Origin of the sequence: Asanoa hainanensis (assembly GCF_900188485.1) — a bacterium.
Lineage (GTDB): Bacteria > Actinomycetota > Actinomycetes > Mycobacteriales > Micromonosporaceae > Asanoa > Asanoa hainanensis.
Window position 1 is genome coordinate 13,388 of record NZ_FZPH01000011.1, and the last position, 25,379, is coordinate 38,766.

24 protein-coding genes and 1 pseudogene are annotated in these 25,379 nt (G+C 72.4%); 14 read left to right on the forward strand and 11 right to left on the reverse strand.

The window, feature by feature from the left end; all coding sequences use genetic code 11:
* Positions 1 to 70 precede the first annotated feature (70 nt).
* Genes CHC05_RS24660 through CHC05_RS24670 form a run of 3 tightly spaced genes read left to right on the forward strand, consistent with a single transcriptional unit; the run spans position 71 to position 2,506 of the window.
* On the forward strand, positions 71 to 1,087 hold the full coding sequence (locus CHC05_RS24660) for an ATP-binding cassette domain-containing protein (RefSeq protein ID WP_089252872.1): 1,017 nt from the start codon (positions 71 to 73) through the stop codon (positions 1,085 to 1,087).
* Positions 1,084 to 1,905 carry an ABC transporter permease gene (locus CHC05_RS24665; protein WP_089252874.1) on the forward strand — a complete coding sequence of 274 codons (822 nt, stop codon included), beginning with the start codon at positions 1,084 to 1,086 and terminating at the stop codon, positions 1,903 to 1,905. The genes CHC05_RS24660 and CHC05_RS24665 overlap by 4 nt, the downstream gene beginning before the upstream one ends.
* Positions 1,898 to 2,506, forward strand: a complete 609-nt coding sequence (locus tag CHC05_RS24670; RefSeq protein WP_089252876.1) for a helix-turn-helix domain-containing protein — start codon at positions 1,898 to 1,900, stop codon at positions 2,504 to 2,506. The genes CHC05_RS24665 and CHC05_RS24670 overlap by 8 nt, the downstream gene beginning before the upstream one ends.
* 655 nt (positions 2,507 to 3,161) lie before the next feature.
* Here CHC05_RS24670 and CHC05_RS24675 read toward each other — a convergent pair.
* Entirely contained in the window at positions 3,162 to 3,593 is a 432-nt protein-coding gene (locus tag CHC05_RS24675) for a VOC family protein (protein ID WP_089252878.1), read from the reverse strand.
* A gap of 72 nt (positions 3,594 to 3,665) precedes the next feature.
* On the opposite strand from CHC05_RS24675, the gene CHC05_RS24680 reads away from it, so the two are divergent.
* The 3 genes from CHC05_RS24680 to CHC05_RS24690 are packed head-to-tail and all read left to right on the forward strand — an operon-like array spanning position 3,666 to position 5,854.
* Entirely contained in the window at positions 3,666 to 4,253 is a 588-nt protein-coding gene (locus CHC05_RS24680) for a TetR/AcrR family transcriptional regulator (RefSeq protein ID WP_089252880.1), read from the forward strand.
* A gap of 25 nt (positions 4,254 to 4,278) precedes the next feature.
* A complete protein-coding gene (locus CHC05_RS24685; RefSeq protein ID WP_089252882.1) occupies positions 4,279 to 4,599 on the forward strand; it encodes a PadR family transcriptional regulator in 321 nt (106 codons plus the stop codon).
* Between the two features lie 22 nt (positions 4,600 to 4,621).
* Positions 4,622 to 5,854: a hypothetical protein gene (locus CHC05_RS24690; RefSeq protein ID WP_089252884.1), complete on the forward strand. Its 1,233-nt coding sequence runs from the start codon at positions 4,622 to 4,624 to the stop codon at positions 5,852 to 5,854.
* Between the two features lie 606 nt (positions 5,855 to 6,460).
* On the opposite strand, the gene CHC05_RS24695 is transcribed toward CHC05_RS24690, so the two are convergent.
* The gene (locus tag CHC05_RS24695) at positions 6,461 to 8,662 is read right to left on the reverse strand and encodes a tetratricopeptide repeat protein (protein ID WP_144022749.1); all 2,202 of its coding nucleotides are present in this window, start codon (positions 8,660 to 8,662) and stop codon (positions 6,461 to 6,463) included.
* A 133-nt stretch (positions 8,663 to 8,795) separates the two neighbouring features.
* Between CHC05_RS24695 and CHC05_RS24700 the strand changes: the two genes are divergently transcribed.
* Positions 8,796 to 9,236: a peptidoglycan-binding domain-containing protein gene (locus tag CHC05_RS24700; protein WP_089252888.1), complete on the forward strand. Its 441-nt coding sequence runs from the start codon at positions 8,796 to 8,798 to the stop codon at positions 9,234 to 9,236.
* Positions 9,237 to 9,276: 40 nt separating this feature from the next.
* Here the strand turns inward: CHC05_RS24700 and CHC05_RS24705 are convergent, their stop codons facing one another.
* The gene (locus tag CHC05_RS24705) at positions 9,277 to 9,963 is read right to left on the reverse strand and encodes a response regulator (protein ID WP_281257718.1); all 687 of its coding nucleotides are present in this window, start codon (positions 9,961 to 9,963) and stop codon (positions 9,277 to 9,279) included.
* 117 nt (positions 9,964 to 10,080) lie between these two features.
* On the opposite strand from CHC05_RS24705, the pseudogene CHC05_RS24710 reads away from it, so the two are divergent.
* The 4 genes and pseudogenes from CHC05_RS24710 to CHC05_RS24725 form a co-directional block, all read left to right on the forward strand.
* Positions 10,081 to 10,818, forward strand: a pseudogene (locus CHC05_RS24710) (ABC transporter ATP-binding protein); the annotation flags it as partial.
* 960 nt (positions 10,819 to 11,778) lie between these two features.
* A complete protein-coding gene (locus CHC05_RS24715; RefSeq protein ID WP_089252890.1) occupies positions 11,779 to 14,331 on the forward strand; it encodes an ABC transporter permease in 2,553 nt (850 codons plus the stop codon).
* Between the two features lie 163 nt (positions 14,332 to 14,494).
* Entirely contained in the window at positions 14,495 to 15,250 is a 756-nt protein-coding gene (locus CHC05_RS24720; RefSeq protein WP_245871198.1) for an ABC transporter ATP-binding protein, read from the forward strand.
* Positions 15,250 to 17,790 (forward strand): ABC transporter permease, encoded by a 2,541-nt coding sequence (locus tag CHC05_RS24725; protein ID WP_089252894.1) that lies wholly within the window; start codon positions 15,250 to 15,252, stop codon positions 17,788 to 17,790. The genes CHC05_RS24720 and CHC05_RS24725 overlap by 1 nt, the downstream gene beginning before the upstream one ends.
* A 90-nt stretch (positions 17,791 to 17,880) precedes the next feature.
* On the opposite strand, the gene CHC05_RS24730 is transcribed toward CHC05_RS24725, so the two are convergent.
* Positions 17,881 to 18,534, reverse strand: a complete 654-nt coding sequence (locus CHC05_RS24730; RefSeq protein WP_089253173.1) for an HAD family hydrolase — start codon at positions 18,532 to 18,534, stop codon at positions 17,881 to 17,883.
* Positions 18,535 to 18,733: 199 nt separating this feature from the next.
* Here CHC05_RS24730 and CHC05_RS24735 point away from each other — a divergent pair, with 199 nt between their 5' ends.
* Complete coding sequence (locus CHC05_RS24735; RefSeq protein ID WP_089252896.1) at positions 18,734 to 19,447, forward strand: neutral zinc metallopeptidase; 714 nt, start codon at positions 18,734 to 18,736, stop codon at positions 19,445 to 19,447.
* Here CHC05_RS24735 and CHC05_RS24740 read toward each other — a convergent pair.
* The 6 genes from CHC05_RS24740 to CHC05_RS24765 form a co-directional block, all read right to left on the reverse strand.
* On the reverse strand, positions 19,444 to 19,845 hold the full coding sequence (locus CHC05_RS24740; RefSeq protein ID WP_089252898.1) for a VOC family protein: 402 nt from the start codon (positions 19,843 to 19,845) through the stop codon (positions 19,444 to 19,446). The genes CHC05_RS24735 and CHC05_RS24740 overlap by 4 nt on opposite strands.
* Before the next feature lie 7 nt (positions 19,846 to 19,852).
* Complete coding sequence (locus tag CHC05_RS24745; RefSeq protein ID WP_089252900.1) at positions 19,853 to 20,566, reverse strand: hypothetical protein; 714 nt, start codon at positions 20,564 to 20,566, stop codon at positions 19,853 to 19,855.
* 59 nt (positions 20,567 to 20,625) lie between these two features.
* A complete protein-coding gene (locus CHC05_RS24750; protein ID WP_089252902.1) occupies positions 20,626 to 21,075 on the reverse strand; it encodes a hypothetical protein in 450 nt (149 codons plus the stop codon).
* 11 nt (positions 21,076 to 21,086) lie between these two features.
* Positions 21,087 to 21,704 carry a Type 1 glutamine amidotransferase-like domain-containing protein gene (locus CHC05_RS24755; RefSeq protein WP_089252904.1) on the reverse strand — a complete coding sequence of 206 codons (618 nt, stop codon included), beginning with the start codon at positions 21,702 to 21,704 and terminating at the stop codon, positions 21,087 to 21,089.
* A 3-nt stretch (positions 21,705 to 21,707) separates the two neighbouring features.
* A complete protein-coding gene (locus CHC05_RS24760) occupies positions 21,708 to 22,355 on the reverse strand; it encodes a GNAT family N-acetyltransferase (RefSeq protein ID WP_089252906.1) in 648 nt (215 codons plus the stop codon).
* A gap of 61 nt (positions 22,356 to 22,416) precedes the next feature.
* Complete coding sequence (locus CHC05_RS24765) at positions 22,417 to 22,848, reverse strand: DUF3592 domain-containing protein (protein WP_144022750.1); 432 nt, start codon at positions 22,846 to 22,848, stop codon at positions 22,417 to 22,419.
* Positions 22,849 to 22,915: 67 nt separating this feature from the next.
* Here CHC05_RS24765 and CHC05_RS24770 point away from each other — a divergent pair, with 67 nt between their 5' ends.
* Together CHC05_RS24770 and CHC05_RS24775 are read left to right on the forward strand one after the other, a co-directional pair.
* Positions 22,916 to 23,638 carry a permease-like cell division protein FtsX gene (locus CHC05_RS24770; RefSeq protein ID WP_089252910.1) on the forward strand — a complete coding sequence of 241 codons (723 nt, stop codon included), beginning with the start codon at positions 22,916 to 22,918 and terminating at the stop codon, positions 23,636 to 23,638.
* 63 nt (positions 23,639 to 23,701) lie between these two features.
* Positions 23,702 to 24,901, forward strand: coding sequence for a lanthionine synthetase LanC family protein (locus CHC05_RS24775; RefSeq protein WP_218824670.1), 1,200 nt, complete (start codon positions 23,702 to 23,704; stop codon positions 24,899 to 24,901).
* Here the strand turns inward: CHC05_RS24775 and CHC05_RS24780 are convergent.
* Entirely contained in the window at positions 24,880 to 25,338 is a 459-nt protein-coding gene (locus CHC05_RS24780; protein WP_089252914.1) for a nuclear transport factor 2 family protein, read from the reverse strand. The genes CHC05_RS24775 and CHC05_RS24780 overlap by 22 nt on opposite strands.
* Positions 25,339 to 25,379 lie beyond the last annotated feature (41 nt).

The window sequence follows — 25,379 nt, forward strand, 5'->3', positions numbered from 1 at the left end:
CCAATACCTCTGGACAGTGACGCACCGATACGTGTAACTACGTACACAATCGCGTCGAGAGGTGGTGGGGATGACCGAACGGAGCGTGGCGTCACTGGCCCCGACGGCGGTCTCTGACGTCGTCGCGGCGGTCGAGGTGGTGGACCTGGCGGTGTCGTACGGGGCCGTGAAGGCTCTCGACGGGTTGAGTCTCACTGTCTCGCCTGGCACCGTGTTCGGGCTGCTCGGGCCTAACGGCGCCGGGAAGACCACGCTGGTGCGGGTGCTGTCGACGCTGTTGCGGCCGGGGCGCGGGCAGGCTCGGGTGCTCGGCCACGACGTCGTTCGCGAGCCGCTCGCCGTGCGGCTGATGATCGGGCTCGCCGGGCAGTCGGCGGCGGTCGACGCGGAACTGACCGGGCGCGAGAACCTCGAGATGGTCGGCCAGCTCTACCGGCTGCCGCGGGCCGAGGCGCGCCGCCGGGCGGCCGACATCCTCGAGCGCTTCGACCTGGCGGACGCGGCGAACCGGCGGGTCGGCACCTACTCCGGCGGTATGCGCCGGCGGCTCGACCTGGCGGCGAGCCTGACCGGGCGACCGCCCGTGCTGCTGCTCGACGAGCCCACCACCGGGCTGGACCCGCGGTCGCGGCTGGAGCTGTGGGCGATCGTCGACGAGCTTCGCGACGCCGGCACGACGGTGCTGCTGACGACGCAATACCTGGACGAGGCCGACCGGCTCGCCCAGCGCATCGCCGTGATCGACGCGGGCAAGGTGATCGCGGAGGGCACCCCGGCCGAGCTGAAGGCCGAAGCCGGCACCGACGTCCTCCGGATCCGCCTGCCCGACCCCGCCGGGCTGGCCATGGCGGCGCCGTTGCTGGCCGACCTCGCGGCGGCCGGCACCACCGTCGACACCTCCGACGACGAGCTCACGGTGCGGGTGGCCCGGCCGGACGCCTCGGCCGAGGCAGTGCGCCGTCTCGACCGCGCGGGGCTGACCGTGTCGGTGATCCAGTTGACCCAGCCCAGCCTCGACGACGTCTTCCTGTCGCTGACGGGCCACACCGCCGCCGCGACCGATTCGACCGGGGAGGAGAGCGCATGACCGACACCACGGTTCGCCGGGTCGGGCTCGTCGACCGCGGTGGGCGGCAGCGGCTGACGCTCGGGGGCATCCTGCGCGACAGCCGCGTGATGGCGCAACGGCAGCTCCGCAAGACGCTCCGGCGGCCGACGTACATCGTGTTCTCGTTCGTGCAGCCGGTCATCTTCGTCCTGCTGTTCCGCTACATCTTCGGCGGCGCGATCGACACCGGGTCGGTCTCGTACGTCAACTACCTCATGCCCGGGATCATCGTCCAGACCGCGGTGTTCGGCGCTATGGTCACCGGCATCGGGCTGACCGAGGACCTCGCGACCGGGGTGGTCGACCGACTGCGCTCGCTGCCGATGGCGCGCTCCGCCGTCCTGTTCGGACGGACGGCCGCCGACGCGGTCACGAACGTGCTCACCCTGATCGTGATGACCGCGGTCGGCCTGGCCGTCGGGTTCCGCCCGTCGCAGCCGGCCTGGCAGCTAGCCGCGGCGTTCGTGCTGGTGCTCGCCTTCTCGTACGTGTTCTCGTGGATCAGCGCCTGGGTCGGACTGTCCGTCAAGAACCCGGAGACCGCCCAGTCCGCCGGGTTCATCTGGGTGTTCCCGCTGACGTTCGCGTCGTCGGCGTTCGTGCCGACCGACTCGATGCCGGCGGCGGTCCGTGCCTTCTCCGAGGTCAACCCGGTGAGCCTGTGCGTCGACGCCGTGCGCGCCCTCACGATCGGCGGCCCGTCACCCACGGCACCGGCGCTGCAGACCCTGGCCTGGCTCGCCGGACTCCTCGTGATCTTCGTGGCTCTCGCGGTGCGGGCCTTCCGCCGTGCCTGACGACGACCGTCCCGGCCGGACCTTGAGCGCGGACGTGTTCTCGGCGCTGACCTTCTGGCCGGATTACAGCTCGACTCCGGCGCCGCGGGTGCCGGTCGCGGTGCTGGTGCCCTTCTTCAACGACCTGCTCGACGAACTGCCGTGGTGGAACCCGGCCTGGCGGGTGACGAGGATAAGTGCCGTCGAACCGAGCGGCGCGATGGTGGGTGGCTCGGGCTTCGACGAGGTCACCGTGCTGGGTGAGGTCGGCGACGCGGATCCCCAGCCGTTCGTCGGGCGGGTCCGCCTGCAGGACGACCGGCTGGTCCGGTTCCAGGCCAAGATCGGCGACGTGGTCATCGAGCCGGGTTCGACGCCCGCGGGAGAGCCGGAGCAGGATCCGTTCGCCGCGCTGGTCCGGGTCCTGATGGACGTACGCGGGCTCCGGATCCGCGACGTGGCCCGGGGCGCCTTCCTGTCCGAGGCGACGATCCGCTGCCTGCGCGGCGGCTGGAGCCCGGACCCGGTCGTGGCCCGCCGGGTCGCGGAGGCTTTGGACGTGACACCCGAAGAGCTGCTGGCGGCCGCCGGACACGATGCGGAGCCGGACGGGCCTCGCTAGGGGCGGCTCGCTGCTCGGGATGAGCGTCGCCGCGGCGAGCTCGATGTGGCGTCCGGACTTGCGCGGACGCGGGTCCGACCTCGGTGCCGTACGTGGCCGGCGTCCAGGCGGGCGCCGGCGCCGACCGGACCTGGTACCGGCTGCGGCCAGCATGCGGCCGGGCGCAAACCCCGATCAGACCCGCCTGCCGCACCTGGCCCCGCCAAGTGCGCGAGACCCTATTAGACCCGCCGCCGGGCCCCGCCGGCATCCAGCGCGGACCCCGGACCTGCCGCCGTACCCCTCCGGCATCAGCGCGCACGGACCCCCGACCTGCCGCCGTACCCCGCCGGCATCCAACGCGCGGACCCCGGACCTGCCGCCGTACCCCGCCGACATCCAACGCGCGGACCGCGGACCTGCCGCCGTGCCCCGCCGGCATCAGCGCGCACGGACCCCGGGCCCACCGCCGTACCCCGCCGGCATCCAACGCGCGAACCGCGGACCTGCCGCCGTACCCCTCCGGCATCAGCGCGCACGGACCCCGGGCCCACCGCCGTACCCCTCCGGCATCCAACGCGCGGACCGCGGACCCGACACCGTACACGGCCGGTCTTCGCGTGTGGTCCGTCGTCGACCTTGCCTGGCGCGGCGCCATGATCCGCCAGCCGCCCCCTTAGCGGTCGTCGGCGTGGTTCGTTGCCGGCTTGATGAGTTCGAGCAGGTTGCCCTCCGGGTCCTTGACGTAGGCGAAGCGCATGCCCGGTCGCGCTGCGGCGGCGGGAGCCGAAACCGCTCGCCCGCCCGCGCGCAACAGGCGGTCGAAGGCCGCGTCGAGGTCGTCCACGTACACGGCCCAATGGAAGTAGCCCTGCGTGCCAGCGCCGTCGAGCGGGTCGGTGAACTCTTGCGGCGCGGACCCGCCGCGTTCGATCAGCTCGATCTTGAGGCCGTCCTCCGCGCGCAGGATGACCGAGCGGACGTGGGCCTCGGGCACGTCGACGGTCTCCTCGACCGCGGTGAGACCGAGGGCGTCGCCGTAGAAACGGCGCTGGGCGTCGAGATCGGCGACCGAGAGCCCGACGTGGTCGAAGACGAAAGTCGGCATGGTTCCTCCCGTGGTGGTTAAAGCCATTAACCAGGTTAGCGCCATTAACCATGGGCGGCTACCATGATGCGCATGCCGCCCTCCCCCCGCCCGACCGGCCTGCACCACGGCGACCTGCGCAACGCCCTGCTCGCTGCCGCCCTCGAGCTGGTGGCCGAGCGCGGCACCCAGGGCTTCACCCTGGCCGAGACCAGCCGCCGGGCCGGGGTGAGCGTCGCGGCGCCCTACAAGCACTTCGCGGACAAGGACGCGCTGCTCGCGGAGCTGGCCCGCACGGGCTACGAGCGGCAGCACGACCTGTTCCAGGCCGCGATGGCCGCGGAGTCGGACCCGGTCGAGCAGTTGGCCGCCTTCGCCGGCGCCTATGTCGCGTTCGCCGCCGAGAACAAGGCCCTCTTCGAGATCACCTTCGGGGCGGGGCTGGAGAAACAGCGCTACCCCGCGCTGGCGGAGGCGGGCGACCGCGTCCTGGCGCTGCTACGCGGTCCGGCGGCGCGGCTCGGACCCGAAACCGACGACCTCATCCACACCATCGGCGCGGCCGCGCACGGCTTCGCGGCGTTTCTCGCCGAGGGCATCTTCGGCGAGCCCACCTCGGCCCTGGCGGCGACCCAGCGCCGGGCCCGGGACGCGGCCCGGAAACTGGCCCTTGCGCGATAACTCTATCTAGGTAGATATTAGTGCGATGGTACGTGTACGACGCCCGTCGCCGCAGACCGTGGCCGTGCTCGCCGCCCTCGCCGAGGCCGGCGACGGCTGGAGCCACGGCTACGACCTGTGCCGCGCGCTCGGGCTCAAGGCCGGCACGGTCTACCCGATCCTGATCCGCTTGACCGAGCGCGGGCACGTCGAGACCTCGTGGGAGACCGACCCACCGCGCGGACGACCGGCCCGGCACCTCTACCGGCTCAACACCGCGGGCGCCGAGCTCGCCCGCGCCGTCGCCGCGCCCGCGCGGGCCGCCGACGGCGCGACCTCACCCCGGCTCGCGCCCGGGCCCGCCTGAGACCCCGTCCGGAGGCAACCCGATGCTCGCCCTGCTTTTCCTCGCGGTGCTGGGGATCGCGCCCTTGCTGGCGCTCGTACTCCTGATGACCCGACTCCCCCGGGCCGGCGCCGGGTCGCCCGGCACCCGCGTCCGGGCGGCGCTGCGATCCGGGCTCGCGCGCCCGGTCTGGCCGGGGCTGGTCGCTGTCGTGGTCGTCGCCGGAGCGCTCACCTTCGGCCTGGAACAGGGCTACCTGGCCGCCGTCCCGAACAGCCCGCGCTGGGGCTTCGACGTGGCGCTGCTCGCCGTAATGCTGGCGCCGGCCGGCGCGCTCGCCTGTGCCGGGCTCAGCGCGCTGGCCGCGGCCGCCGTCGCCCAGGCCCGCGGTTTCGGCGCCGGAACCGTCACCGGGCTGCTGACGCTGCTCGCCGTGGCTGTCGGAAGTGCCGCCGCCCACCTGCCGCTGTTGGCGATCTACCGGGCGGACCCGAGCGGCTTCCCGGTCATCCCGAACCTCGGCGAGGGCGACCTGCTCGCACCGTTCACGATCTTTCCCGCCGCGCTGATCTGGGCCGCGCCGTGGCCGGTCATCGGCGCCGCCCTCGACGCGCGCGAGGACTCGCGGCCCCCGGTGCGCGACCGCTGGCAACTCCTGCTCGACCTGACCACCGCCGACCTGCCGGAGAGCCGGTCCGCCTGGGGAGCGGCGTTGCGCGCCGAGCTGGCGGTCATCGACCCGCCGAAGGAACGGCGCGGGTTCGCCCTCGGCGGGGCATGGGCGGCGGTCCGATCAGGCGCCTCGCGCGGCACATGGCTGGGCGCCGCCGGGGTGCTGCTCGTCGTGGCCGCCGCGTCGCTGGCGGCCTCGCGCTGGGAGCTCGCACACGGCCGGGGAGGTGTCCTCGTTTTCTGGACGACGGTCCCGAACCTCCTGCTGCTGGCGATCGCCCTCGCCACGGCCTGGCGCACCCGCTCCTTCGGCGCGGGCCTGCGCGCCGGCCTACTGGCCGGCTTAGCGGCTCTCGTGGCGGTGCTCGTGGTCGGCATCCCGGAGGCAGTGGTCTGGGCAAACCAACGGGCGGGCTACCTGACCACCGGCGACGCCGTCCCACCCGACTGGCAGTCCGCGGTCCGCGACCTGCTCCGACCGGAGTTCCTGGTCAGCATCGTCGTGGCCTGGACAGCGGCGGTCGCCAGCGGCGCGGCGGTCGGCGCGGCCCTGGGCCGCCTACACCGCAGAGCCCACCCCAACGAGACGACGGCCACCGTCTAGCGCGCCGGAGCGCGGGCCAGCTAGATCCGCTGGCGACCGCCACGACCCGCGCACCCGACCCTCCGCGCACGACCCCACGTTCGGTACGCCACGGCGTGGCGCACCATGCCAAGCCGCACGCCGGCAAATTTAGAAAACCCCCCGTCGCGATACCACCCAGGTCCGACCCGCGACCGCCACGGCCAGCGCACGCCGCCCCGCCAACACAACCGACCATCGGGGCGCCACGGCGTGGCGCACCACGCCACGCCGAGCGCCGGCAGACCTGGGAAAACTACCGTCGCGATACCGCCCAGGTCCGACACGCGACCGCTACGACCAGCGCACCCCGCCCGCTCGCACAACCCACCATCGGGCCTCACGGCATGGCGCACCCGCCACGCCGCGCATCGGCAGACTTAGGAAAACCACCGTCGCAATAGCAGCAACGAACCACCCAGATCCGACACGCGACCACTACGACCCGGGCATCCAAGCCCTCTCCCACAACCCACCGCCAGGCGCCACGGCGTGGCGCACCACGCCACCCCGCACGACGCAAGACCTAGGAAGACCACCGTCGCGATGGCGGCATTGAAATACCTAGGTCCGGGCGCGGCCGGTCGTCTAGTTCAGCTTGCGGGCCACGTCGGCGGCCTGTGGGTGGCCGGCGCGGGAGAGTCGTTCGTGGGCGTAGGACCAGCACTCCCGGGCCGCTTCCACGTCGCCCAGGGATTGGTGTACGTCGCCGAGGTGGTTGGTGTGTTGCGCGTCGAGGATCGGGTCGCCGAGGTCGCGGGCCAGTGCCCGGCCCAGGTCGAACTGCTCGGCCGCCGCCGCATGGGCGCCGAGGGCGAGCCGGGCGTGGCCCAGGCCCTGGCGGGCCACCGCCTCGTTCGCGCGGTCACCGGCCGTCCGCTGCACGGCGATCGCCCGCTCGTAGAACGACACGGCGGCTAGGTGGTCGCCGAGCTGGGCGCGGTACCAGGCGACCGCCATCGCCGCCCGGCCCTCCCAGCTCGGCTCGTTCAGCTCCGTCCACAGCAGCAGCGACCGTTCGATGTGCTCCAGCGCGCGGTCGTGGTCGGCCTGCAGCCAGCACACGTAGGACAGGACGAACTCGGTCTCCGCCTCGCCCGCCCGGTCGCCGGACGCGCGCGAGAGCTCCATCGACTCGCGCATGTGCTCGTACGCCTCCGCGAAGCGCTCCAGCCGACCCGCGACCGCGCCTAGGAAGCGGTGGGCGTGCGCGGTGGCCGCCCGGTCGACCAGCGCGGTCGCGGCCCGCAGCGCGACGAACCAGGCGGCGCCCTCGTCGTCCCAGCGGCGGCGTTCGAACAGGTACGTGTCCAGCGCCCAACCCAGCTGCCACGCGTGCCGGTCGAGCCCGTCGTCGCGGGCCTGGCGCAGTGCCGCGAGCAGCACCGACCGCTCCGCGTCGAGCCAGGCCAGTGCCTTCTCGTACGGGATGTCGCCGTTCCCGGCCGGGACAGGCAGCGGGATCGGTGCCCGGGCGGGGTTCAGCACGCGGTCGGCCTCGTGCGCCGAGCTCGTGTAGAAGTCGAGCAGCCGCGTCAGCGCGGCGCGGCGCTCGTCGGCGGAGTCGCGCTCCCGGGCGAGCTCACCGGCGTGGTCGCGCAGCAGGTCGTGCATCAGGTAGCGGCCCGGCCGGTGCTCGACCAGCAGCCCCGCGTCGACCAGCTCACCCAGCAGCGCCCGGGCGTCGTGCGTCCCGGCCAGCGCGGCGACGGCGGAAGCGGCGATGTCCGGGCCCGCGGTCAGGCCCAGCAGCCGGAACAGCCGGGCCGCGGGCGAACCCAACGCGTCGTACGACCACGCGAACACCGCCCGCAGCTCAGCGTGCGCCCCCGAACCGGGCCGCCGAAGCTCGGCTGCGGCGACGGCCAGCGGAAAGCCGGTCTGCCGCACGCGCGCCGCCACCAACGCGAGCGCGAGCGGCAGCCGCCCACACGCCGCCACCGCGTCTGCCACCTCAGCACTGCCGTCTCCGAGCCGGGCCCGCATCAGCTCGGCCGCCTCAAAATCGCCCGGCAGGTCAAGGGCGACCGGCGCAGCACCCGCCCCGGCGACAAGGGTGGTCAACGGGTTGCGGCTCGTGACCAGCGTGCGCACGGCGGGGCCGCCGGCGAGCAACGGGCGCACCTGGTCGGCGTCGCGGGCGTTGTCGAGCACGACGAGCAGCCGGCGGCCGGCGGCAAGGCTGCGAAACCGGGCGAAGCGCGCCTCCCGGTCGACCGGCACCTCGTGCGGCGGCACGTCGAGCGCGTCGAGCAGGCTCCGCACCGCGTCGCCCGGGTCGACCACGTCGCGGTCGTACCCCCGGAGGTCCACATAGAGCTGGCCGTCCGGGAAGCTCGCGGCCGCCCGGCGGGCCCAGTGCACCGCGAGCGAGGTCTTGCCGACGCCGGGCGGCCCGGCGACGACGACGACCGGCGCGGTCGCGGCGTCCAGGGCCGCGAGCGCTGACGCCCGGCCGGCGAACTCGCCGCTCCCGGCGGGAAGCTGGTTCGGCCCGGCGGTGCGCGGCGCGGGCCGGCGCCGCAGTCCTTCGTGGACGCCCACCAGCACGTCGTGGCGCCGCCGCCAGTCCGCCAACTCGCCGCCACACGCGAGCACGAGCGGACGCACGAGCGCCTCGAAGTCCGGCGGGCGCCGGATCTCTCCGCCGAGGATCGCGTAGAGCTGCGCCCGGCTGATCTTCACCTCGCGGGCGACACCCGGCAGGTCGCGACCCGACGCCCGCCACAGGCGCCGCAGGTCGGCACAGAACTCCCCCACCGGATCCATGCGCACCGATCCGTCCCCCACGCGGCACACCCTATCCGGTCCGGTCCGGTGTTCCGCCCCGCGGCCACGCGTTCCGTCCGGAGTTGGTCGGCGTCGGGCCACCATCCACCCGTACCCGGTGACGCTCGTGGAAAGCGACGACGGGAGTGATGTCATGGTCAAGTCCAAAGTGCTGCGTTGGCTCGCGGTGGCGGTGGTGGCCGCGGGCCTGCACGTGCTGGCGCCGGGCGCGGCACACGCGGCCACCCCACAGTGCAACGGCTCGGGGGTCCTGATCCGCAACGGGAACTCGGCCTGGATCCCCGCGTACCAGTCGAGCAACTTCAACTGCTGGCTCGGGCGTGGCTCGCACAACTCCGGGGTCGGCGAGCTCCAGCGGAACCTCAACGACATCTGGGGCGGCACGCCTGGATACACCATGCTCTCGGTGGACAACGACTACGGCCCACGGACCGAGAGTATGGTGCGCTTCGCGCAGCAGCAGTACAAGAACGACGACCGGCCGTGGGTAAGCGTCGACGGCGGCTACGGGCCACAGACCCGCGGGCTGATCTGCTGGACGACGTTCAACACCAACGCCTGCATCACGTACTGACCGGGGGGGTGCGCGCGGGCCGCACCGAGCGGCCCGCGCGTCAGGCTCCTGGACGGACCAGGCCTGACTCGTACGCGAGGACGACCGCCTGGACGCGGTCGCGGAGGCTCAGTTTGGTCAGGACGTGGCCGACGTGGGTCTTGATCGTGGTTTCGCTTACCGAGAGCTTGCGGGCGATCTCCGCGTTGGACAGGCCGCGGGCCACCTGGACCAGCACCTCGCGCTCCCGTTCCGTCAGTGTCCCCAGGGCCGGCGGGGTGGTCTCGTGCGGGTCGGGCAGGGCCGCGGCGAAGCGGTCCAGGAGTCGCTTGAGGATCCGGGGAGCCACGACCGCTTCGCCGGCCGCGACCGTGCGGATCGCGGTCACCAGGTCGTCGGCCGGGATGTCCTTGGCCAGGAAGCCGCTGGCGCCGGCGCGCAGGGCGCCCACCACGTACTCGTCCAGGTCGAAGGTGGTCAGCACCAGGACCCGGACCGGCAGCCGGGCCTCGACGATCGCGCGGGTGGCGGCCACGCCGTCCATCCTCGGCATCCGGACGTCCATCAGCACCACGTCGGGTAGCAGCCGGCGGGCCAGGTTGACCGCCTCGGCGCCGTCGCCGGCCTCGCCGACCACGTCCAGGTCCGGTTGCGCGCCCAGGACCATGCGGAAGCCGGTGCGCAGCAGCGGCTGGTCGTCGGCGAGCAGCACCCGGACCGGCCGGCTCGGCGCCACGTCGTCAGCCACCCTCGCCCCCTTCAGCGTTCACCGGTCATCTTCCCGTACGCCTCCACCCGGACGCGGTTGGGTGTTTACCCGGTAAATGTCCGCTTATCTCCCGGAGCTGAGGAAAGATCGGGAGACGTGACCACGACTGCCGTGACCGGACCGGCCGCGCGGGCCGTCCAGGTGTGGAAGGTGTACGGGGCCGGCGAGACCGAGGTCGTCGCGCTCCGTGACGTGAGCGTCGACCTGGAGCGCGGGAAGTTCACCGCCATCATGGGGCCGTCCGGGTCCGGCAAGTCGACGCTGATGCACTGCCTGGCCGGGCTCGACTCGGTGAGCCGGGGCGAGGTCTACGTCGGCGGCACCAGGGTGACCGGCCTGGGTGACGCGGGTCTGACCCGCCTGCGTCGCGACAAGATCGGGTTCATCTTCCAGCAGTTCAACCTGCTGCCGACGCTGACGGCCGAGGAGAACATCCTGCTGCCGATGTCGATCGCGGGGCGCAAGCCGGACCCGGAGTGGTACCGCACCGTCATCGAGACCGTCCGCCTCGGCGACCGGCTGGGCCACCGCCCGTCGCAGCTCTCCGGCGGCCAGCAGCAGCGGGTCGCCTGCGCCCGGGCGCTGGTCGCGCGGCCGGACGTCATCTTCGCCGACGAGCCGACGGGCAACCTCGACTCGCGCTCCGGCGCGGACGTCCTGAGCTTCCTGAGCGATTCGGTACGCACGCACGGCCAGACCATCGTCATGGTCACCCACGATCCAGTTGCCGCGTCGTACGCGGACCGCGTCCTGTTCCTGGCCGACGGCGCTGTGGTCGACGAGATCCTCGCACCCACCGCGGACGCGGTCCTGGACCGCATGCGCACGATCGACGAGGGGCCGCGCGGCTTGGGACCGGCCGCCGGCATCCCGCACGAGAGCCGCGGCACCACGGACCCGACCGGGCGCACCCCGCATCCGGGGCCACCCCCGGACGGCGGCGGCCTGCCCCGGATGGACGGCGGCACCGAGCCGGGCGGCGGGTCCCGGGATCCGTCGGCGCGGCTGGGCTCGGGCATGGCGCAGGCCGTACGCGTGTTCGCGGCCGACAACGGCCCGACCGCGACGCTGACCTCGACGGCTCCGTCGACGCTGACCACCGCGCCCACCCAGGCGGGCCCGCAGACGGTCGGCCCTGTCCCGCAGGGCGCGCCGGGCGAGCCCGCTCCGCGCACGCGGCGTGACCCGGACGGACCGCCACCACCCCGCCTACGCCGACCGGCGGAGTCGGAACAGTCCACACCGGAGCCGGCGCGGCGCCCGACCCGCGCGGTCGGCAGGGCCAAACCGGAACCGGGCAGCGCCGCACCGGCACCGCCCACCGCTCCGCCCGACGCGCCGAACACAGGCCCTGCGGCGACCCCGGACCAGAGCGCAAGCCGCCGATCAGACGTGGCCCCACCGGGCCAGACGGCGCCGCCGGGCCAGACCGCGCCGCCGGGCCAGACGAGCCAGGCTTCGCTCGGCCCGGACGGGCAGGCAGCGGCCGGTGTGGCCGGGCCGGTGGCGTTGGCCGGTGAGGACGCCGAGGTGGCGGGCGTGCGGGTCGGCACCGAGGTCGGTGAGCGGCGTGGCTCCGCCCGCCGCAAGGCGGTGCAGGGTCCCGCCGCCACTCACCCGCCCAAGGGCCGGCCGACCAAGCGCAGCGGCCCGCAGGATCAGGCGGACACCGCCGAGCCGGCGGCGCCCGAGCCCGAGAACGCCAAGCCGCGCAAGGCGGCGGTCAAGCGGACCACCTCGCGCAAGGCCAAGCAAGACCCCGTGGCCGACGACGAATAGGGAGACGGGCGGAGCATGTTCCGGTCCATGTTGCGCGGGCTGCTCACGCACAAGTTGCGGCTCGCTCTGTCCGCGCTCGCGGTCATTCTCGGCACGATGTTCATGTCGGGGGCGTTCGTCGCCGGTGACACGTTCGCGCAAGGGTTCACCGCGCTCTTCTCGACCGTCAACCGGGACATCGACGTCGAGGTCACCGCCAAGGACACCTCGCCGGGCGGGCAGAACGCGCAGCTCGGCACCCCGACCGCCCTGCTCGACCAGCAGGACGTCGACACCGTCCAAAAGGTCGACGGAGTCGCGAAAACTACGCCGGGTGTCTACTCCGCGGGCGCTCGGCTGATCGGCTCCGACGGCAAAGTCGTCGGTGGCAACGGGCCGCCGCAGCAGGGCATCGCGTGGCAGGACCAGGATCCGCTGATCCAGCTCCGGCAGGGCCGGCCGCCGCAGGCCGCCAACGAGATCGCCATCAACCAGGGGCTCAGCACCGACAGCGGGTTCGGGCTCGGGCAGACCGCCAATGTGATCACGCTCGAGCCGCCCACCCCGTACACCATCGTCGGGATCTTCGGTTTTCCCGGCGACCGGCCCTCGTTGGCCGGTGAGACCACGGTCGCCTTCACCCTGGCCCAGGCGCAGCGGGTGCTGCTCAACGCGCCCGGCAAGTTCACCAGCATCGACGTCACCGCCGCCTCGGGGGTCAGCGACGACACCCTGCGGGACCGGATCGCGGCCGCGCTGCCCGACGACGTGGTGCGGACCGGGGCGCAGGTCGCCGAGGAACAGCAGAGCGCGACGTCGAGCTTCGTCAACATCCTGAAGACCGGGCTCGTCGTGTTCGCGCTGATCGGCATGTTCACCGGCGCCTTCTTGATCTTCAACACGTTCTCGATGCTGGTGGCGCAGCGGACCCGGGAGCTGGCCCTCTACCGCTCCTTCGGGGCCAGTCGCGGGCAGGTCAACCGGTCCGTGCTCCTCGAGTCGGTGCTGCTCGGGCTGGCCGCCAGCATCGTCGGGCTCGCGCTGGGCATCCTGGTCGGCTACATCCTCAACAAGGCGCTCCAGGCGTTCATCGACGCGAGCCTGCCGGTCAGCGGGGTCGTCGTGCGCGCCTACGCCGTGCTGACAACCCTCGCCGTCGGCACCGCCTTCACGGTCGTGGCGGCGTTGATCCCGGCGCTGCGGGCCAGCCGGGTACCGCCGATCGCCGCCATGCGCGACGCGGTCACCCCGGACAAACCGCTCACCCGGCTCACCGTCGCCGGTGCGGTGATCCTGGCCGCCGGCGGACTGCTGCTCGGGCTCGGCGTCGCGCACGTCGGTGACCTGCCGACCTGGCTGACCCTCGGCATCGGCGCGGCGCTGACGTTCCTCGGCGTCGCGTTGCTCGCGCCCATCATCAGCCGCCCGCTGACCACGGCGGCCGGCAAGGCGTTCGCCTGGTCCGTGCCGGGGCGGCTGGGCGCCCGCAACACCGGCCGGAACCCCCGCCGGACCGCGGTCACCGCCGCCGCGCTGATGATCGGGGTGGCGCTGGCCACCGGCGCGGGAGTGTTCGCACAGTCCGCGAAGGCGGGCATCAGCAACGCGTTCGAACGGGACGTCAACGCCCAGCTCGCCGTGACGACCAGCTTCAGCCAGGGGCCCGGCGCGAACGCCGGGTTCCCGCCCGAGCTGGAGCAGACGATGGCGGCGCTGCCGGGCGTGTCGGCGGCGGTCGCGCTGCGGACCGACACCGTCAACCTCAACGGCAGCGACCGGTTCGTGCTGGCCGGCGACGCGCAGGCCGCCTCTACGATCTTCAACCTGAAGCCGGTGGCCGGCAACGTCCGCGAGCTCGACCCGGGCGAGGTGCTGCTCGACCAGGACACCGCGGACGCCCTGCGCCTCGGCGTCGGCGACCGGGTGACGATGCGGACGGCCCGCGCCGCCCCGGTCACCCTCGACGTGGTCGGCATCTTCAAGCCCAACCAGGCGATCTCCAGCTCGCTGATCAGCAGCGCCGACGCGGGCGGGTTCCGGTCGCCGTTCGCCCAGCAGGGCTTCGTGCAGGTGGCGAACGACAGCCAGGTCCCCCAGGTGCGCGCCGAGCTCGACCGCCTGTTCGCGAACAACCCCGAGGTCACGGTCAACGACCAGTCTCAGCTCATCGACCAGGCCAACAGCTTCGTCGACATCCTGCTCGGCATCGTCAACACGCTGCTGGCGCTCACGATCATCGTGGCCGTCCTCGGCGTGGTGAACACCCTCCTGCTGTCGGTCTTCGAGCGCACCCGGGAGCTCGGCCTGATCCGGGCGGTCGGGATGAGCCGGGCCCAGGTCGGCCGGATGATCACCGTCGAGTCGGTGCTGATCTCGGTCTTCGGCGCGCTCCTCGGCATCGTGATCGGGGTCGGCCTCGGCGTGGCGATCGTCAAGGCGCTCGGCGACGAGTTCCTGTCCCTGACCGTGCCCTGGGGCTACCTGCTGATCACGCTGGCCCTGGCGATCGTGGCCGGGGCGATCGCGGCGGTCCTCCCGGCCATCCGGGCGGCCAGGCTCAACGTCCTGCAGGCCATCGCCTACGAATAAGGGCAAACCCTGAGGTGGGGTACGGGTTACCCGTATCAGAAAATCGGCGGCTCCTCCGTCGTGCGGCTGACGAAACCAGTTGACCCGGTCCGAGAGCATGGATGCTGCCGGCCGGACCGTCCTGGTCCGGCCGGACCATGACCTGTTTACGAGGGGGAACCAGGTGACGGCCAGCGATCCGGTGGCGGCCCGTGCGGACGACGTGTGGAAGGTGTACGGCAGCGGCGAAGCGGAGGTGATCGCGCTGCGGGGGGTCAGCGTGACCTTCCAGCGGGGTGTCTTCACCGCGATCATGGGGCCGTCCGGCTCCGGCAAGTCGACGCTCATGCACTGCCTGGCCGGGCTCGACTCGGTGACCCGCGGCGAGGTGCACATCGGCGAGACGCGGGTCACGGGGCTCGGCGACTCGGGGCTGACCAAGCTGCGGCGCGACAAGGTCGGCTTCATCTTCCAGCAGTTCAACCTGCTGCCGACGCTGTCGGCCAAGGAGAACATCCTGCTGCCGCTGTCGATCGCGGGGCGCAAGCCCGACGACGCGTGGTTCGACACGGTGATCAAGACGGTGGCACTCCAGGACCGGCTCGGCCACCGGCCGGCGCAGCTCTCCGGCGGTCAGCAGCAGCGGGTGGCGTGCGCGCGGGCGCTGGTGGCCCGGCCCGAGGTGATCTTCGCCGACGAGCCGACCGGCAACCTCGACTCCAAGTCCGGTGCCGACGTGCTGGGCTTCCTGCGGGACTCCGTGAAGACGTACGGCCAGACCATCGTCATGGTCACCCACGACCCGGTGGCCGCCTCGTACGCGGACCGGGTCATCTTCCTGGCCGACGGCGCCGTGGTCGACGAGCTGAGCGACCCGACCCCCGACATGGTGCTCGACCGCATGAAGCGGCTCGACAACCCGGCCGAGGTGGCTCGCTGATGTTGCGCGCCACCCTCAAGAGCCTGCTGGCCCGCAAGGTCCGCCTGATCCTGTCGGGTCTCGCGGTCGTGCTCGGCGTCATGTTCGTCGCGGGCTCGTTCGTGCTCACCGACACCCTGTCCCGGTCCTTCGACTCGATCTTCTCCGACGTCTACTCGCAGACCGACGTGACCGTGGCCGGCAAGCCCAAGGTCGAGGTCGACGAGCTCGACGGCGAGTCGCTGCCGGCCAACGTCCCGCAGTCCGCGATCACCGCGGTGTCCGCGTTGCCCGGCGTGGCCCAGGCGCGCGGCGTGGTCGCCGCGGACGGCGCCACCATGATCGGCAGCAACGGCAAGGCCGTCGGGTCGTTCGGTCCGCCGCAGCTCGGTGAGAACTGGCTGGGCGAGAACGAGCTGACCCAGCTCCGGGAGGGTCGCGGGCCCACCGCCGACGACGAGATCGCGATCAACGTCGGTCTCGCCACCGCCGGCAAGGTCAAGGTCGGCGACCGGGTCGGCGTGCTGACCCTCGACGCCAAGCAGCGGATGTTCACGATCGTCGGCACCTTCGGCTACAGCGGCGACCGCGACAGCATCGGCGGGGTCAACGAGGTCGCGTTCACCGAGCCCGTCGCGCAGCAACTGATGCTCGGCGAGCCCGGCGTGTTCAGCAGCATCGACGTCAAGGCCGCCGACGGCACGAGCCCCGACGCGCTCAAGCAGCAGGTCGCGTCGGCCCTCGGCGCCGACTACACCGTGCGCACGGGCAAGGAGGCCGCCGCCGAGGACGCCGAGGGGCTCAAGAGCGCCCTCGCGTTCTTCAACAACATCCTGCTCGGCTTCGCCGGGGTCGCGCTGTTCGTCGGCATCTTCCTGATCATCAACACGTTCTCGATCGTGGTGGCCCAGCGGACGCGCGAGCTGGCTCTGTTGCGGGCCATCGGCGCCGGCCGGCGGCAGGTGATCGGCTCCGTGCTGACCGAGGCCGTGATCGTCGGCACGATCGCCTCGGTGCTCGGCCTGGGCGCCGGCATCGGCGTCGGCGCGCTGCTCGCGTACCTCGCCGGCCAGTTCTCCGGTGGCCTGGCCCTGGCCGGGATCGGCGTGCCACCGGTCGCGATCATCGCGTCGTTCGTGGTCGGCCTGGTGGTGACGGTGATCGCCGCGGTGATGCCGGCGCTGCGGGCCTCGCGGATCCCGCCGATCGCCGCCATGCAGGACGTCGCGACCCCGGACCGCCCGCTTACGCGGATCACCTGGATCGGCGGCGTCGTCACCGCGCTCGCGCTGGCGCTGCTCGGCGTCGGCCTGTACGCGGACGGTGGCCTCTTGCTGGTCGCCGGCGGCGTGCTGCTCACCTTCATCGGCGTCGCCCTGCTGACCCCGGTGTTGAGCCGGCCGGTCGTCGGCGTGCTCGGCCGGATCTTCTCCTGGTCCGTGCCGGGCAAGCTGGGCCGGCTCAACTCCGGCCGCAACCCGCGCCGCACCGCGATCACCGCCGCCGCGCTGATGGTCGGCATCGCGCTGGTCACCGGCGTCGGCGTGATCGTCTCGTCGGCCAAGACCAGCATCGCCGGCGCCGTCGAGTCGGTCGACGCGCAGCTCATCATCCAGGGCAGCCAGACGAGTGCGCGTCCGCCGACCTTCGCGCCCGGGGTGGTCGACCAGGCCAAGGCCGTACCCGGCGTCCGCGACGTGGTGGGTGTGGCCAGCGACCTGGCCACGGTCAACGGCCAGCAGCAGTTCGTCACGTCCGTGACCGATCCGGCACCGATCCCGGTCATCTTCGGCAGCACGGCCGTCGCCGGGAACATCTCCGCGCTGGGCGCGGACCAGGCGATCGTCAACGACGACGCGGCCAAGGAGCACAACTGGTCGGTCGGCTCGGTGCTGACCGTGCAGCTGACCCGGGGCACGGAGCACCGCTACACGGTCAGCGGCATCGCGCCGGCCGACAAGTCGATCGGCGAGATCATGCTCCCGCCGGCGGCGATGACGGAGTTCACGCAGCCCGGTCTGTCGCTCGGCTTCGTCCAGCTCGACCAGGGCACGCCGGTCGCGTCGGTGCAGCCCCAGATCGAGGCACTGGTCGCCGACAACCCGCTGGTGTCCGTGATCGACCAGGACACCTTCACCCAGCAGCAGAGCGGCATGCTCGACCAGGTGCTCGTCATGATCCAGATCCTGCTGGCCCTGGCGATCCTGATCGCGGTGCTGGGCATCATCAACACCCTCGCCCTGTCGGTGCTGGAACGGACCCGCGAGCTGGGCCTGCTCCGTGCGATCGGCCTGGGCCGGGCGGCGACCATGCGGATGATCACGGTCGAGGCGGTGGTGATCTCGGTGTTCGGCGCGCTGCTGGGCGTCGTGGTCGGCACGGGCCTGGGCGCGGCCGTGGTCCGCGCGCTGCGCGACGAGGGCTTCACGGACCTGACGCTGCCGTGGTCGACGATCGTGCTCTACCTGTGCGTGGCGGCCCTGGTGGGCGTGGTGGCGGCGATCCTGCCGTCGATCCGGGCGGCGCGGCTCAACGTCCTGGGCGCCATCGCCCACGAATAGCCGGGGACGCGGTGCCCGCCGCCATCAAGGGGTGGGCACCGCGGTCGGCGCGTCGCCGATCGAGCATCGGGCGGGCGGTGCCTGCCGCCGTCAGGGGGTGGGCACCGCGCGGTCGGCGAGGTCGGCCAGCAGCGGCAGGTCGACAGCCGTCAGGCTGTCGACGATGTGCAGGCCGCGGCGCGGGGCGACCGCCGCGTCGTGTGGAACGGCGATCACCGCCGCTCCCGCCGCGAGGGCGCTCGTGACGCCCGTCGGAGAGTCTTCGATCGCGACGCACCGCTCGACCGGCACGTCGAGCAGGCGCGCGGCCATCAGGTACGGCTCGGGATCCGGCTTGCCGACGCTCACCTCGTCGCCGCAGACCACGGCGTCGAACCAGTGGGAGCCGATCACCGCGAGCGCGATGTCGACCAGGTACCGGCCGGTGTTGGTCACCAGCGCGGCCGGGATGCCGGCGTCGTGGACCGCGTCGAGCAGCTCGCGGGCGCCGGGCCGCCAGCGCAGCTCCGTCTGGTAGAGCTCGGCCATCCGGGTGATCAGAGCGTCCGCGGACGTCTGCGCGTCGCGCCACGGCTGGGCGATGTCGTCGTGCAGGATGGCCATCGACGTTTCCATGCTGCCGCCGACCATCGCGAGCCGGGCGTCGTCCGAAAGCTCCCCGCCGTACGACCAGGCAAGTTCGCGGAGTCCGATGTCCCAGACCCGCTCGCTGTCGAGCAACGTGCCGTCCATGTCGAACAGCACCGCGGCGGGCCGGCGCTCGCTCTCAACCAGATCCGTCATCAGGACGAGTATCGCCCGGATGCCGTCGCGCCCGGGTGTCCGTGGGCTCGGCCGTGGCACGCGTCACGCCGCCTCTTGTCCGGTTCGCCGACAATGGTGGCCGTGTGGCGGGTGTGCCCGCCGGGTAAGACCTTCGTACGAGACGAGAGGGGACGCCGTGATGACCAGACCCGTTCTGACGCGGGTGCTCGCGCTGCTGGTCGTCGGGGTGGTCGCGGCCGCCTGCGGGTTCAGCACCGGCGACGGCGACCCGGCGGCCGACCCGCCGGCCGCGACCGGCGGCCCCGACGAGGACGGCACGATGACCGTCGGCGAGTTCAAGAGCGACATCCAGACCGCGACGAACACCGCCGAGGCCTACTGGAAGGCGCGCTTCGAGGAGTCCGGCGAGCGGTTCCGCGCCGTGCGCCGGGTCGTCGCCTACACCCGCGACGGCGAGATCAACTGCGGCGGCGAGCCGGTGCCCCGCAACAACGCCGTCTACTGCCCGGCCGGCGACTTCATCGCGTACGACGTGAACTTCGCCGTCGCCGCGTTCCGGCAGGTCGGCGACGCCTTCCTCTACTACCTGCTCGGCCACGAGTACGCGCACGCCATCCAGGCCCGGCTCGGCATCGAGCACCGGCTGACCATCGACCACGAGCTGCAGGCCGACTGCATGGCCGGCGCGTACCTGGGTGACTCGGTCCGTGGCAAGGCCCTGGGCGTCGACGACGGCGACCTCGACGAGTTCCAGAACGGCCTGCTCGCCGTCGGCGACGACCCGAGCGTGCCGTGGTTCGCCCCGGGCGCGCACGGGACCGCCGAGCAACGCACCGAGTCGTTCTTCCTGGGGTACGAGAAGTCGCTGTCGGCCTGCGACCTCGGCGGCTAGGGGGCGACGAGCTCGGCCTCGAAGCCGTCCTCGTTCGCGAGGTACGCGGCGTAGGTGTCCGGGCCGCCGGCGTGTGGGTGGCGGTCCGGGAACAGCAGCGCCCAGCCGTGCTTGGGCGCCTCGTCGACCAGCGCGTCGATCGTCTGCCGGTCGGCGTGGAAGGCCAGGTGGTTGAGGCCCGGCCGCAGGCGGTCGTGACCGCCGGGGGACATGGCCTTCGACTGCTCGACCACCACGTAGGTGGCGCCGCGTCGCCAGCTCCGGCCGGCGGGCCAGCTCTGGAACTCCGTGTAGCCGAGCGCGCCGAGCAGCCAGCCCCAACTGGTGATCGCGCGGTCCAGGTCGGGCACCCACAGCTCGACGTGGTGCAGGGTGCCGGTCGTCGCTTGGTCGCTCACGCCGACATCATGCCTTTGGTTCTTGTGGCAGGTGCACGGACGGATCCGGGCACACGAGGTACGGGTAGCCCGCGTACGGGTAGACGGCGTAGGGGCCGACGGGCAGCACCGGCGGCCGGGGCGGCACGAACCAGCGGCTGGCCGGCGGCACGGCGAGCAGCACCACGATCGCCAGGAGCAGAACCACCTCGATCACCGTGACGGCCGCCTGCCCGGCCATGAAGGCGTCCTCGGCGGGGGTCGTGTTGTTGTAGAGCGTGTCGTAGAACGTCGAGCCCTCCGCCCAGACCAGATCGTCCTCGGGTGCGTATCCGGGATCGCTCGCGATGAACAGCGGGATCATGGCGGCGCCGGCGAGGAACGGCGAGGCGCACAGCAGGAGGTGGGCACCGCCGGCGACGAAGACGAAGATCCGCGCGACGTTGCTGCCGCGGAGCATCGGCAGGGCGGTCGCGGCGAGCCACAGGACCACCACGAGCACGACCACACCGGGTACGGCCGTCGTGACCACGTTGCCGACCCGCTCCCCGCTGACCTCGCCCGGATCCACGTTGGGCACGAGCTCGGCGGCGCGGGAGATGAGCCCGTCGTAGTACACGGCGTGGGCCACCAGCAGCCCGAGCAACGCCAGCAGCGTCAACACCGCCGCGAGCTGAAGCCAGAACGCGACGGTCACCGTCACCGGACGCGGCCGGGGCGGATCGGCGGTGATCAAGGTCATGACTCGGCAAGGTACGGACTCGCGCCCGACCGCGACTCCCCCGTTTGGACGGACGCGGCCTACTGGCCTTCGGGCGCCGGTGGAGTGATCGCGGAGATCACGTGGATCGAGACGAACTCGCCGCCGCCGCGGAGGCAGTCCGCGGCCACCTCGGGCAGTTCGATCTCGGTGGTCGCGGGATTCGCATAGCCACCGCCGCCCGTCAGGCGGCTGCCGATCGCGATCGGGTCCCGGTCGGGCACCTCCACGCCGGCCACCCTCGCGCCGTCCAGCCACACCTTCGTGCCCGGCGGCCACACCGCGACGTTGCGGACGCCGGCCGAGTCGAGCACGAAGCAGTCGGCTTCTTCGAGGTAGCGCACGTGCCCGTCGACCCCGGCGTCGTCGGACCGACCCTGGACGCCGTGCACGAGCAACGTGGGATCGGTCCGCGCGGTCGAGATGCCCTCGTGCGACCCGCAGCCCACGCAGGCCAGGGCCACGAGCAGCGGTATCGCTCTGCCGCGCATCGCGTACCCCCTTATGGGAGAGGCAGTAGCTCGGTCCTGTCGCCGTCGACGAGCAACACCTCGCCGTCGCGTAGAGCCCAGTGTGACTGACCGGCCGCGGTGTAGGTGGCCGAGACCGCGTCGCATTCGGCGGTCTCGGGGTGGCCGGGGGAACGCACGTGCGGCACGAACGGCCGGTCGAGCAGGCCGAGACCGGTCAGGATCGGGTCGGCGACGACGCCCGGATCGTCGACGGCGGCAAGGCCCGTCAGGTCCTCACCCAGGACGCAGGCACCGGCGCTGTAGCCGCCGTAGACCAGGGCATCGTCGCGCAGCAGGTCCAGGAGCACGGCGTCGGCGCCGCTGTCCGCCAGCACGCGGCGCAGCACGAAGACGTTGCCGCCGCGGGCCCACACGATGTCGTACCCGGCAAGGCTCTTCGCCGTGCCCGGTTCCCGCAGATCCGCCAGTGTGACGTCGAGCCCGAGCGCACCGAGGTCGTCGAGGTCACGGCGGAGCGGGCCGGCGCGGACGTCGGCTGGCCACGCGTCGAACGCGTTGGGGATCAGGGCGGTGCGCCGCCCTTTCGCCATCGCGAGGAGCACATCGGTGTGCGCCCCGGTGCGGAACGAGGAGAGGTACAGGCGCATGCGTCAGCCGATCCCCAGGACCGGCAGGCACTCCTTGACGCCGGCGAGCTCGATGTCGTCCCGGCGGTGGCGTTCCCACGTCTCGCGGGTGAGCCGCCACTGTTGGATCCGGGCGGGCTCGCCGCGGCGGGTGTCCCAGTCGGTGCCGTTCGGCTCGTAGCCCAGGCCGCGGGAGATGCTGTTGGACGCCGCGTTGTCGACGAAGGCGTCGCTGCCGGCCTCGCGCGCGCCCAGGCCCGCGAAGGCCAGGTGCAGCAAGGCAGCCCGCATCTCCTTACCGAGCCCCTGCCCGCGACGGCCAGGGTCCAGCCACGAGAAGCTGGACACGGTGCCGAACCGGGCGAAGTTCTTGCCGACGAGGTCCTGCATGCCGATCGGCTCGCCGTCGACGAGCACCGCGAAATAGAGCCGCCACGAGTCGGGACTGACCCGGCCGCGGCCACGCCAGATGCCGCGCAACCATTGCCACTCGCGCTCGGGACTGTCGGCGTAGAACGAGATCGGGTCGTCGAACGGCCACGGCTCGGCGTCGTCGACGATCCCGGCCCGCACGAGCGGCACGAGCCGCTCGAGCAGTTCATCGGAAGCGCCGACCAACGCCAGCCGCGGCGTGCGAACCACGACGTTCAACGGCGGATAGGTATGACCCACGCCCGGACGCTATCCACCCGGCCCGGCGACCGCATCCGGTTTCCCCTCAGGGCATGCCCGCCTATCTGAGTGGGAGCGGCGGTCGAGGCCGGCGCCACGCGACGTAGGACATGATGGCGAACGCGATCACGAAGACCGGGGCGATGGCCATGATCAACCATCCGGATTGATCGCCCGCCTCGCGCACTCGGAGGCAAGGGTCGGTCTTGGCGTGGTGGACCTGGATGCGCTCACCGGCGCGCACATCCCGGTTGTCGCCGACCGTGACGCGCAGGCGTGATTCACACACGTCGCCGCGCTCTGTGGTGAACCGGACCGTCAAGAAGGTCCTCCCACCGCGGTCGTCGACGTCCAGCACCTCGGCGGGTGCCGCTGATCCGCGAAGCTCGTCCGCGACGGACCAGGTGCCGAGCGCCGCGAGCACGATCGCGAAGACCAGACCGAACGTCGAGAACACCCGCAGGAAGACTCGGCTCGGCCGTCGGCGATCCACGGGCGAACTCTAGGACAGGTCAGCAACGGCCCGGTCGGACGGAGATCATCTTCGCTATCCTCCTGGCATGCGCCGCGGTTTCCGTACCCTCGTCGTCCTCGCCCTGCTCGCGGCCGGCCTGTCGGCGTGCGGCGACGACGTCGCGCCGCTGCCGGCTCGCGTGATCGTCATCCTTGATGACGAGGGCGCCGCCCAGCCCGCCGTCGTCGAGCAGCGCATCCGGACGATGCCCGCCGTGACCGACGTGGTTCTGACCACGAAGGAGCAGGAGTACGAGAACTTCCAGCGGAACTCGGCCGAGCTTCCCGAGGCGGCCAGAAACGTCAGGCCCGGCGACCTGCCGGCGTCGATGGAGGTCACCGTCACGGACCTGGGACGCGCGGAGGCGGTGCAGTACGCGATCGGCACGTTCGACGGCGTCGATGACACCTCGCTCAGCACGGCCGACGGCGATATGTTGGCGCACGAACGGGTGGGCATCCTCGTACGGCTGGAAAAGGACGCTTCGGCCGCGGAGCGGACCAGCGTCGAGGAGTTCATCCGCGCCCTGCCGGGCTACGACGCCCTCACGTTCGAGACGCCGGAACAGACGCGCGACCGGCTGCGGGAGCGCTGCCGCGACCACGCCGAACTGGCGGCCGCGTTCGACAAGGTCGAGCTGGCCGACATCCCCGCGTCGTACCGGTTCCGGCTCTCGCGCGACCAGAAAGCGCCGCAACTGACGGAGCTGATAAACCTCGACGGCGTCACGCCGTTCTCGTTCGTACCCGCCGAGCTCGTCAAGGACTAAGCCGGTAGGTCGCCCTGGTGGGAGCGATCAAACCGTGGCATGTCGATCTGGTGTGATGGGCGGGTGGGTGTCGACGGTTACCGCCGATCGGGCGAGGCGGCCGAGGAGTTGGCCGCGGGCGCACTGGACTGGCTGATCGGGTCGGCGCGCGTCGAACCCGACCACACGCTCTACAGCGGCGGCGCCGGGGTCGTGCTCGCCCTGCTGGAAGGTCAACACCATTTCCAGGACGACCGGTACGGCGACGCGGCCCTGCGCGGTGCGGCCGGCTTGGCCGCGGCTGTCGACCACGAGGAGAACTGCTCGTTGTACTTCGGCCTCGCCGGCATGGCGGTCGCGCTGCGGGCGGCGCACCGGCTGCTCGGCGACGAGGCGGCGGGTCGCGCGGCGGACCGGGCGATGGACCTCGTGCGTACGCGATTCGACGGGCGGCGCTGGGGCGAGATGTTCGAGCTGCTCTTCGGCAACGCCGGCATCGCGCTGGGCGCCCTGCACGTCGGCGACCTGGAGCTGGCCGTCCACGCGGTCGAGCCGTACCTCGACGAAGCCGACCCGACTCCCGGCGGCGTCAACTGGGCGGTTCGCCCCGGTCCCGCGCGGTCGCATCACATCGCGCACGGAACGCTGGGCATCGTGTACGCTCTGGCCGCCGTAGGTGCCGCCGCCGGGCGCGACGACCTGATGGATCTGGCGCTGGCCGGCGCGGCCGACGTCGTGGCGAGGGACGAGGCGGGGCCCGACGGTTTTCTCGTCCCGCATTCCGACCCGCCGCACCGGCCCGAGCTGATCGAGCGCTACAGCTACGGCTGGTGCAACGGCCCCGCCGGTGACGCCCAGGTCTTCCGGTTGCTCGGTGCCTTGACCGGGGACGCTGCCTGGGCCGCGCTGGTCGACCGGTGCTGGCACACCGTGACCCACAGCGGCCTGCCCCGGCGCGTGCGGCCCGGCTTCTGGGACAACAACGGCCGTTGCTGCGGAACGGCCGGCGTGCTGGCGCTCGCGTGCGACCGGCACGAAGCGGGCGCGCACTTCGCCCAGGTGCTCGTCGGCGACCTCGGCGAGCGGGCCACGGTCGACGCGGACGGGGTGCGCTGGTCCAACTACGAACACCGCGTGGCGCCGGGCACGCTCGCACCCGAGGTCGGGTGGGCGATGGGCAACGCGGGCATCGTCCGTGAGCTGTTGCGGTTCGCCCGCACCACGACCGGGGCGGACCCGGCGTACGCCGTCCAGTGGCCCGATCAGCCGGCCGCCGCCAGGTAGAACGCGCCTGTCGTGCCCGCCAGCGGCGTGGCGTCGTGGTAGCGGATCTCGTACGTGCGCTCCGCGAACCGCCATCCGTCGGGCGTACGCGTGTAGCGGTCGTGGTAGATCGCGTAGTTCACGTGTGACGTGCCGTCGCGGAAGCGGCCGAGCTCGTGCATGTGCGCGCGGCCCGTCGCGGTGTCGCCGTCCACGACAACCGCGCCGGCGTGGGTGTGCTGGAGGAAGAACTCCCAGTGCCCCTGCAGCCGCTCGATGCCCTCGCGGAGGGCGGCCCGGCCGACCAGCTCGACGCCGGCGTCCGGGATGCGCATCACACCGTCCGATGTGAACAGTGCGGCGAAGCGGTCGTAGTCGCGCATCAGCCCGGCGTCCGTGTATTCGGCCCGCAGCGCGTCGATCTCGACCCGGTCGGCGATAGCGTGGAAATCAGTCATGCCTGTCCGACGAGGTGGGCCGGCGGGATGTCAGGCCTGAC

Bases quoted from the DNA above. Each gene is read 5' to 3' on its own strand.
- CHC05_RS24735 (WP_089252896.1), top strand. From the start codon at position 18,734: ATGACCAGACCCGTTCTGACGCGGGTGCTCGCGCTGCTGGTCGTCGGG.
- CHC05_RS24780 (WP_089252914.1), bottom strand. From the start codon at position 25,338: ATGACTGATTTCCACGCTATCGCCGACCGGGTCGAGATCGACGCGCTG.
- CHC05_RS24675 (WP_089252878.1), bottom strand. From the start codon at position 3,593: ATGCCGACTTTCGTCTTCGACCACGTCGGGCTCTCGGTCGCCGATCTC.
- CHC05_RS24700 (WP_089252888.1), top strand. From the start codon at position 8,796: ATGGTCAAGTCCAAAGTGCTGCGTTGGCTCGCGGTGGCGGTGGTGGCC.
- CHC05_RS24685 (WP_089252882.1), top strand. From the start codon at position 4,279: ATGGTACGTGTACGACGCCCGTCGCCGCAGACCGTGGCCGTGCTCGCC.
- CHC05_RS24690 (WP_089252884.1), top strand. From the start codon at position 4,622: ATGCTCGCCCTGCTTTTCCTCGCGGTGCTGGGGATCGCGCCCTTGCTG.
- CHC05_RS24755 (WP_089252904.1), bottom strand. From the start codon at position 21,704: ATGCGCCTGTACCTCTCCTCGTTCCGCACCGGGGCGCACACCGATGTG.
- CHC05_RS24725 (WP_089252894.1), top strand. From the start codon at position 15,250: ATGTTGCGCGCCACCCTCAAGAGCCTGCTGGCCCGCAAGGTCCGCCTG.
- CHC05_RS24715 (WP_089252890.1), top strand. From the start codon at position 11,779: ATGTTCCGGTCCATGTTGCGCGGGCTGCTCACGCACAAGTTGCGGCTC.
- CHC05_RS24750 (WP_089252902.1), bottom strand. From the start codon at position 21,075: ATGCGCGGCAGAGCGATACCGCTGCTCGTGGCCCTGGCCTGCGTGGGC.
- CHC05_RS24665 (WP_089252874.1), top strand. From the start codon at position 1,084: ATGACCGACACCACGGTTCGCCGGGTCGGGCTCGTCGACCGCGGTGGG.
- CHC05_RS24745 (WP_089252900.1), bottom strand. From the start codon at position 20,566: ATGACCTTGATCACCGCCGATCCGCCCCGGCCGCGTCCGGTGACGGTG.
- CHC05_RS24770 (WP_089252910.1), top strand. From the start codon at position 22,916: ATGCGCCGCGGTTTCCGTACCCTCGTCGTCCTCGCCCTGCTCGCGGCC.
- CHC05_RS24660 (WP_089252872.1), top strand. From the start codon at position 71: ATGACCGAACGGAGCGTGGCGTCACTGGCCCCGACGGCGGTCTCTGAC.
- CHC05_RS24680 (WP_089252880.1), top strand. From the start codon at position 3,666: ATGCCGCCCTCCCCCCGCCCGACCGGCCTGCACCACGGCGACCTGCGC.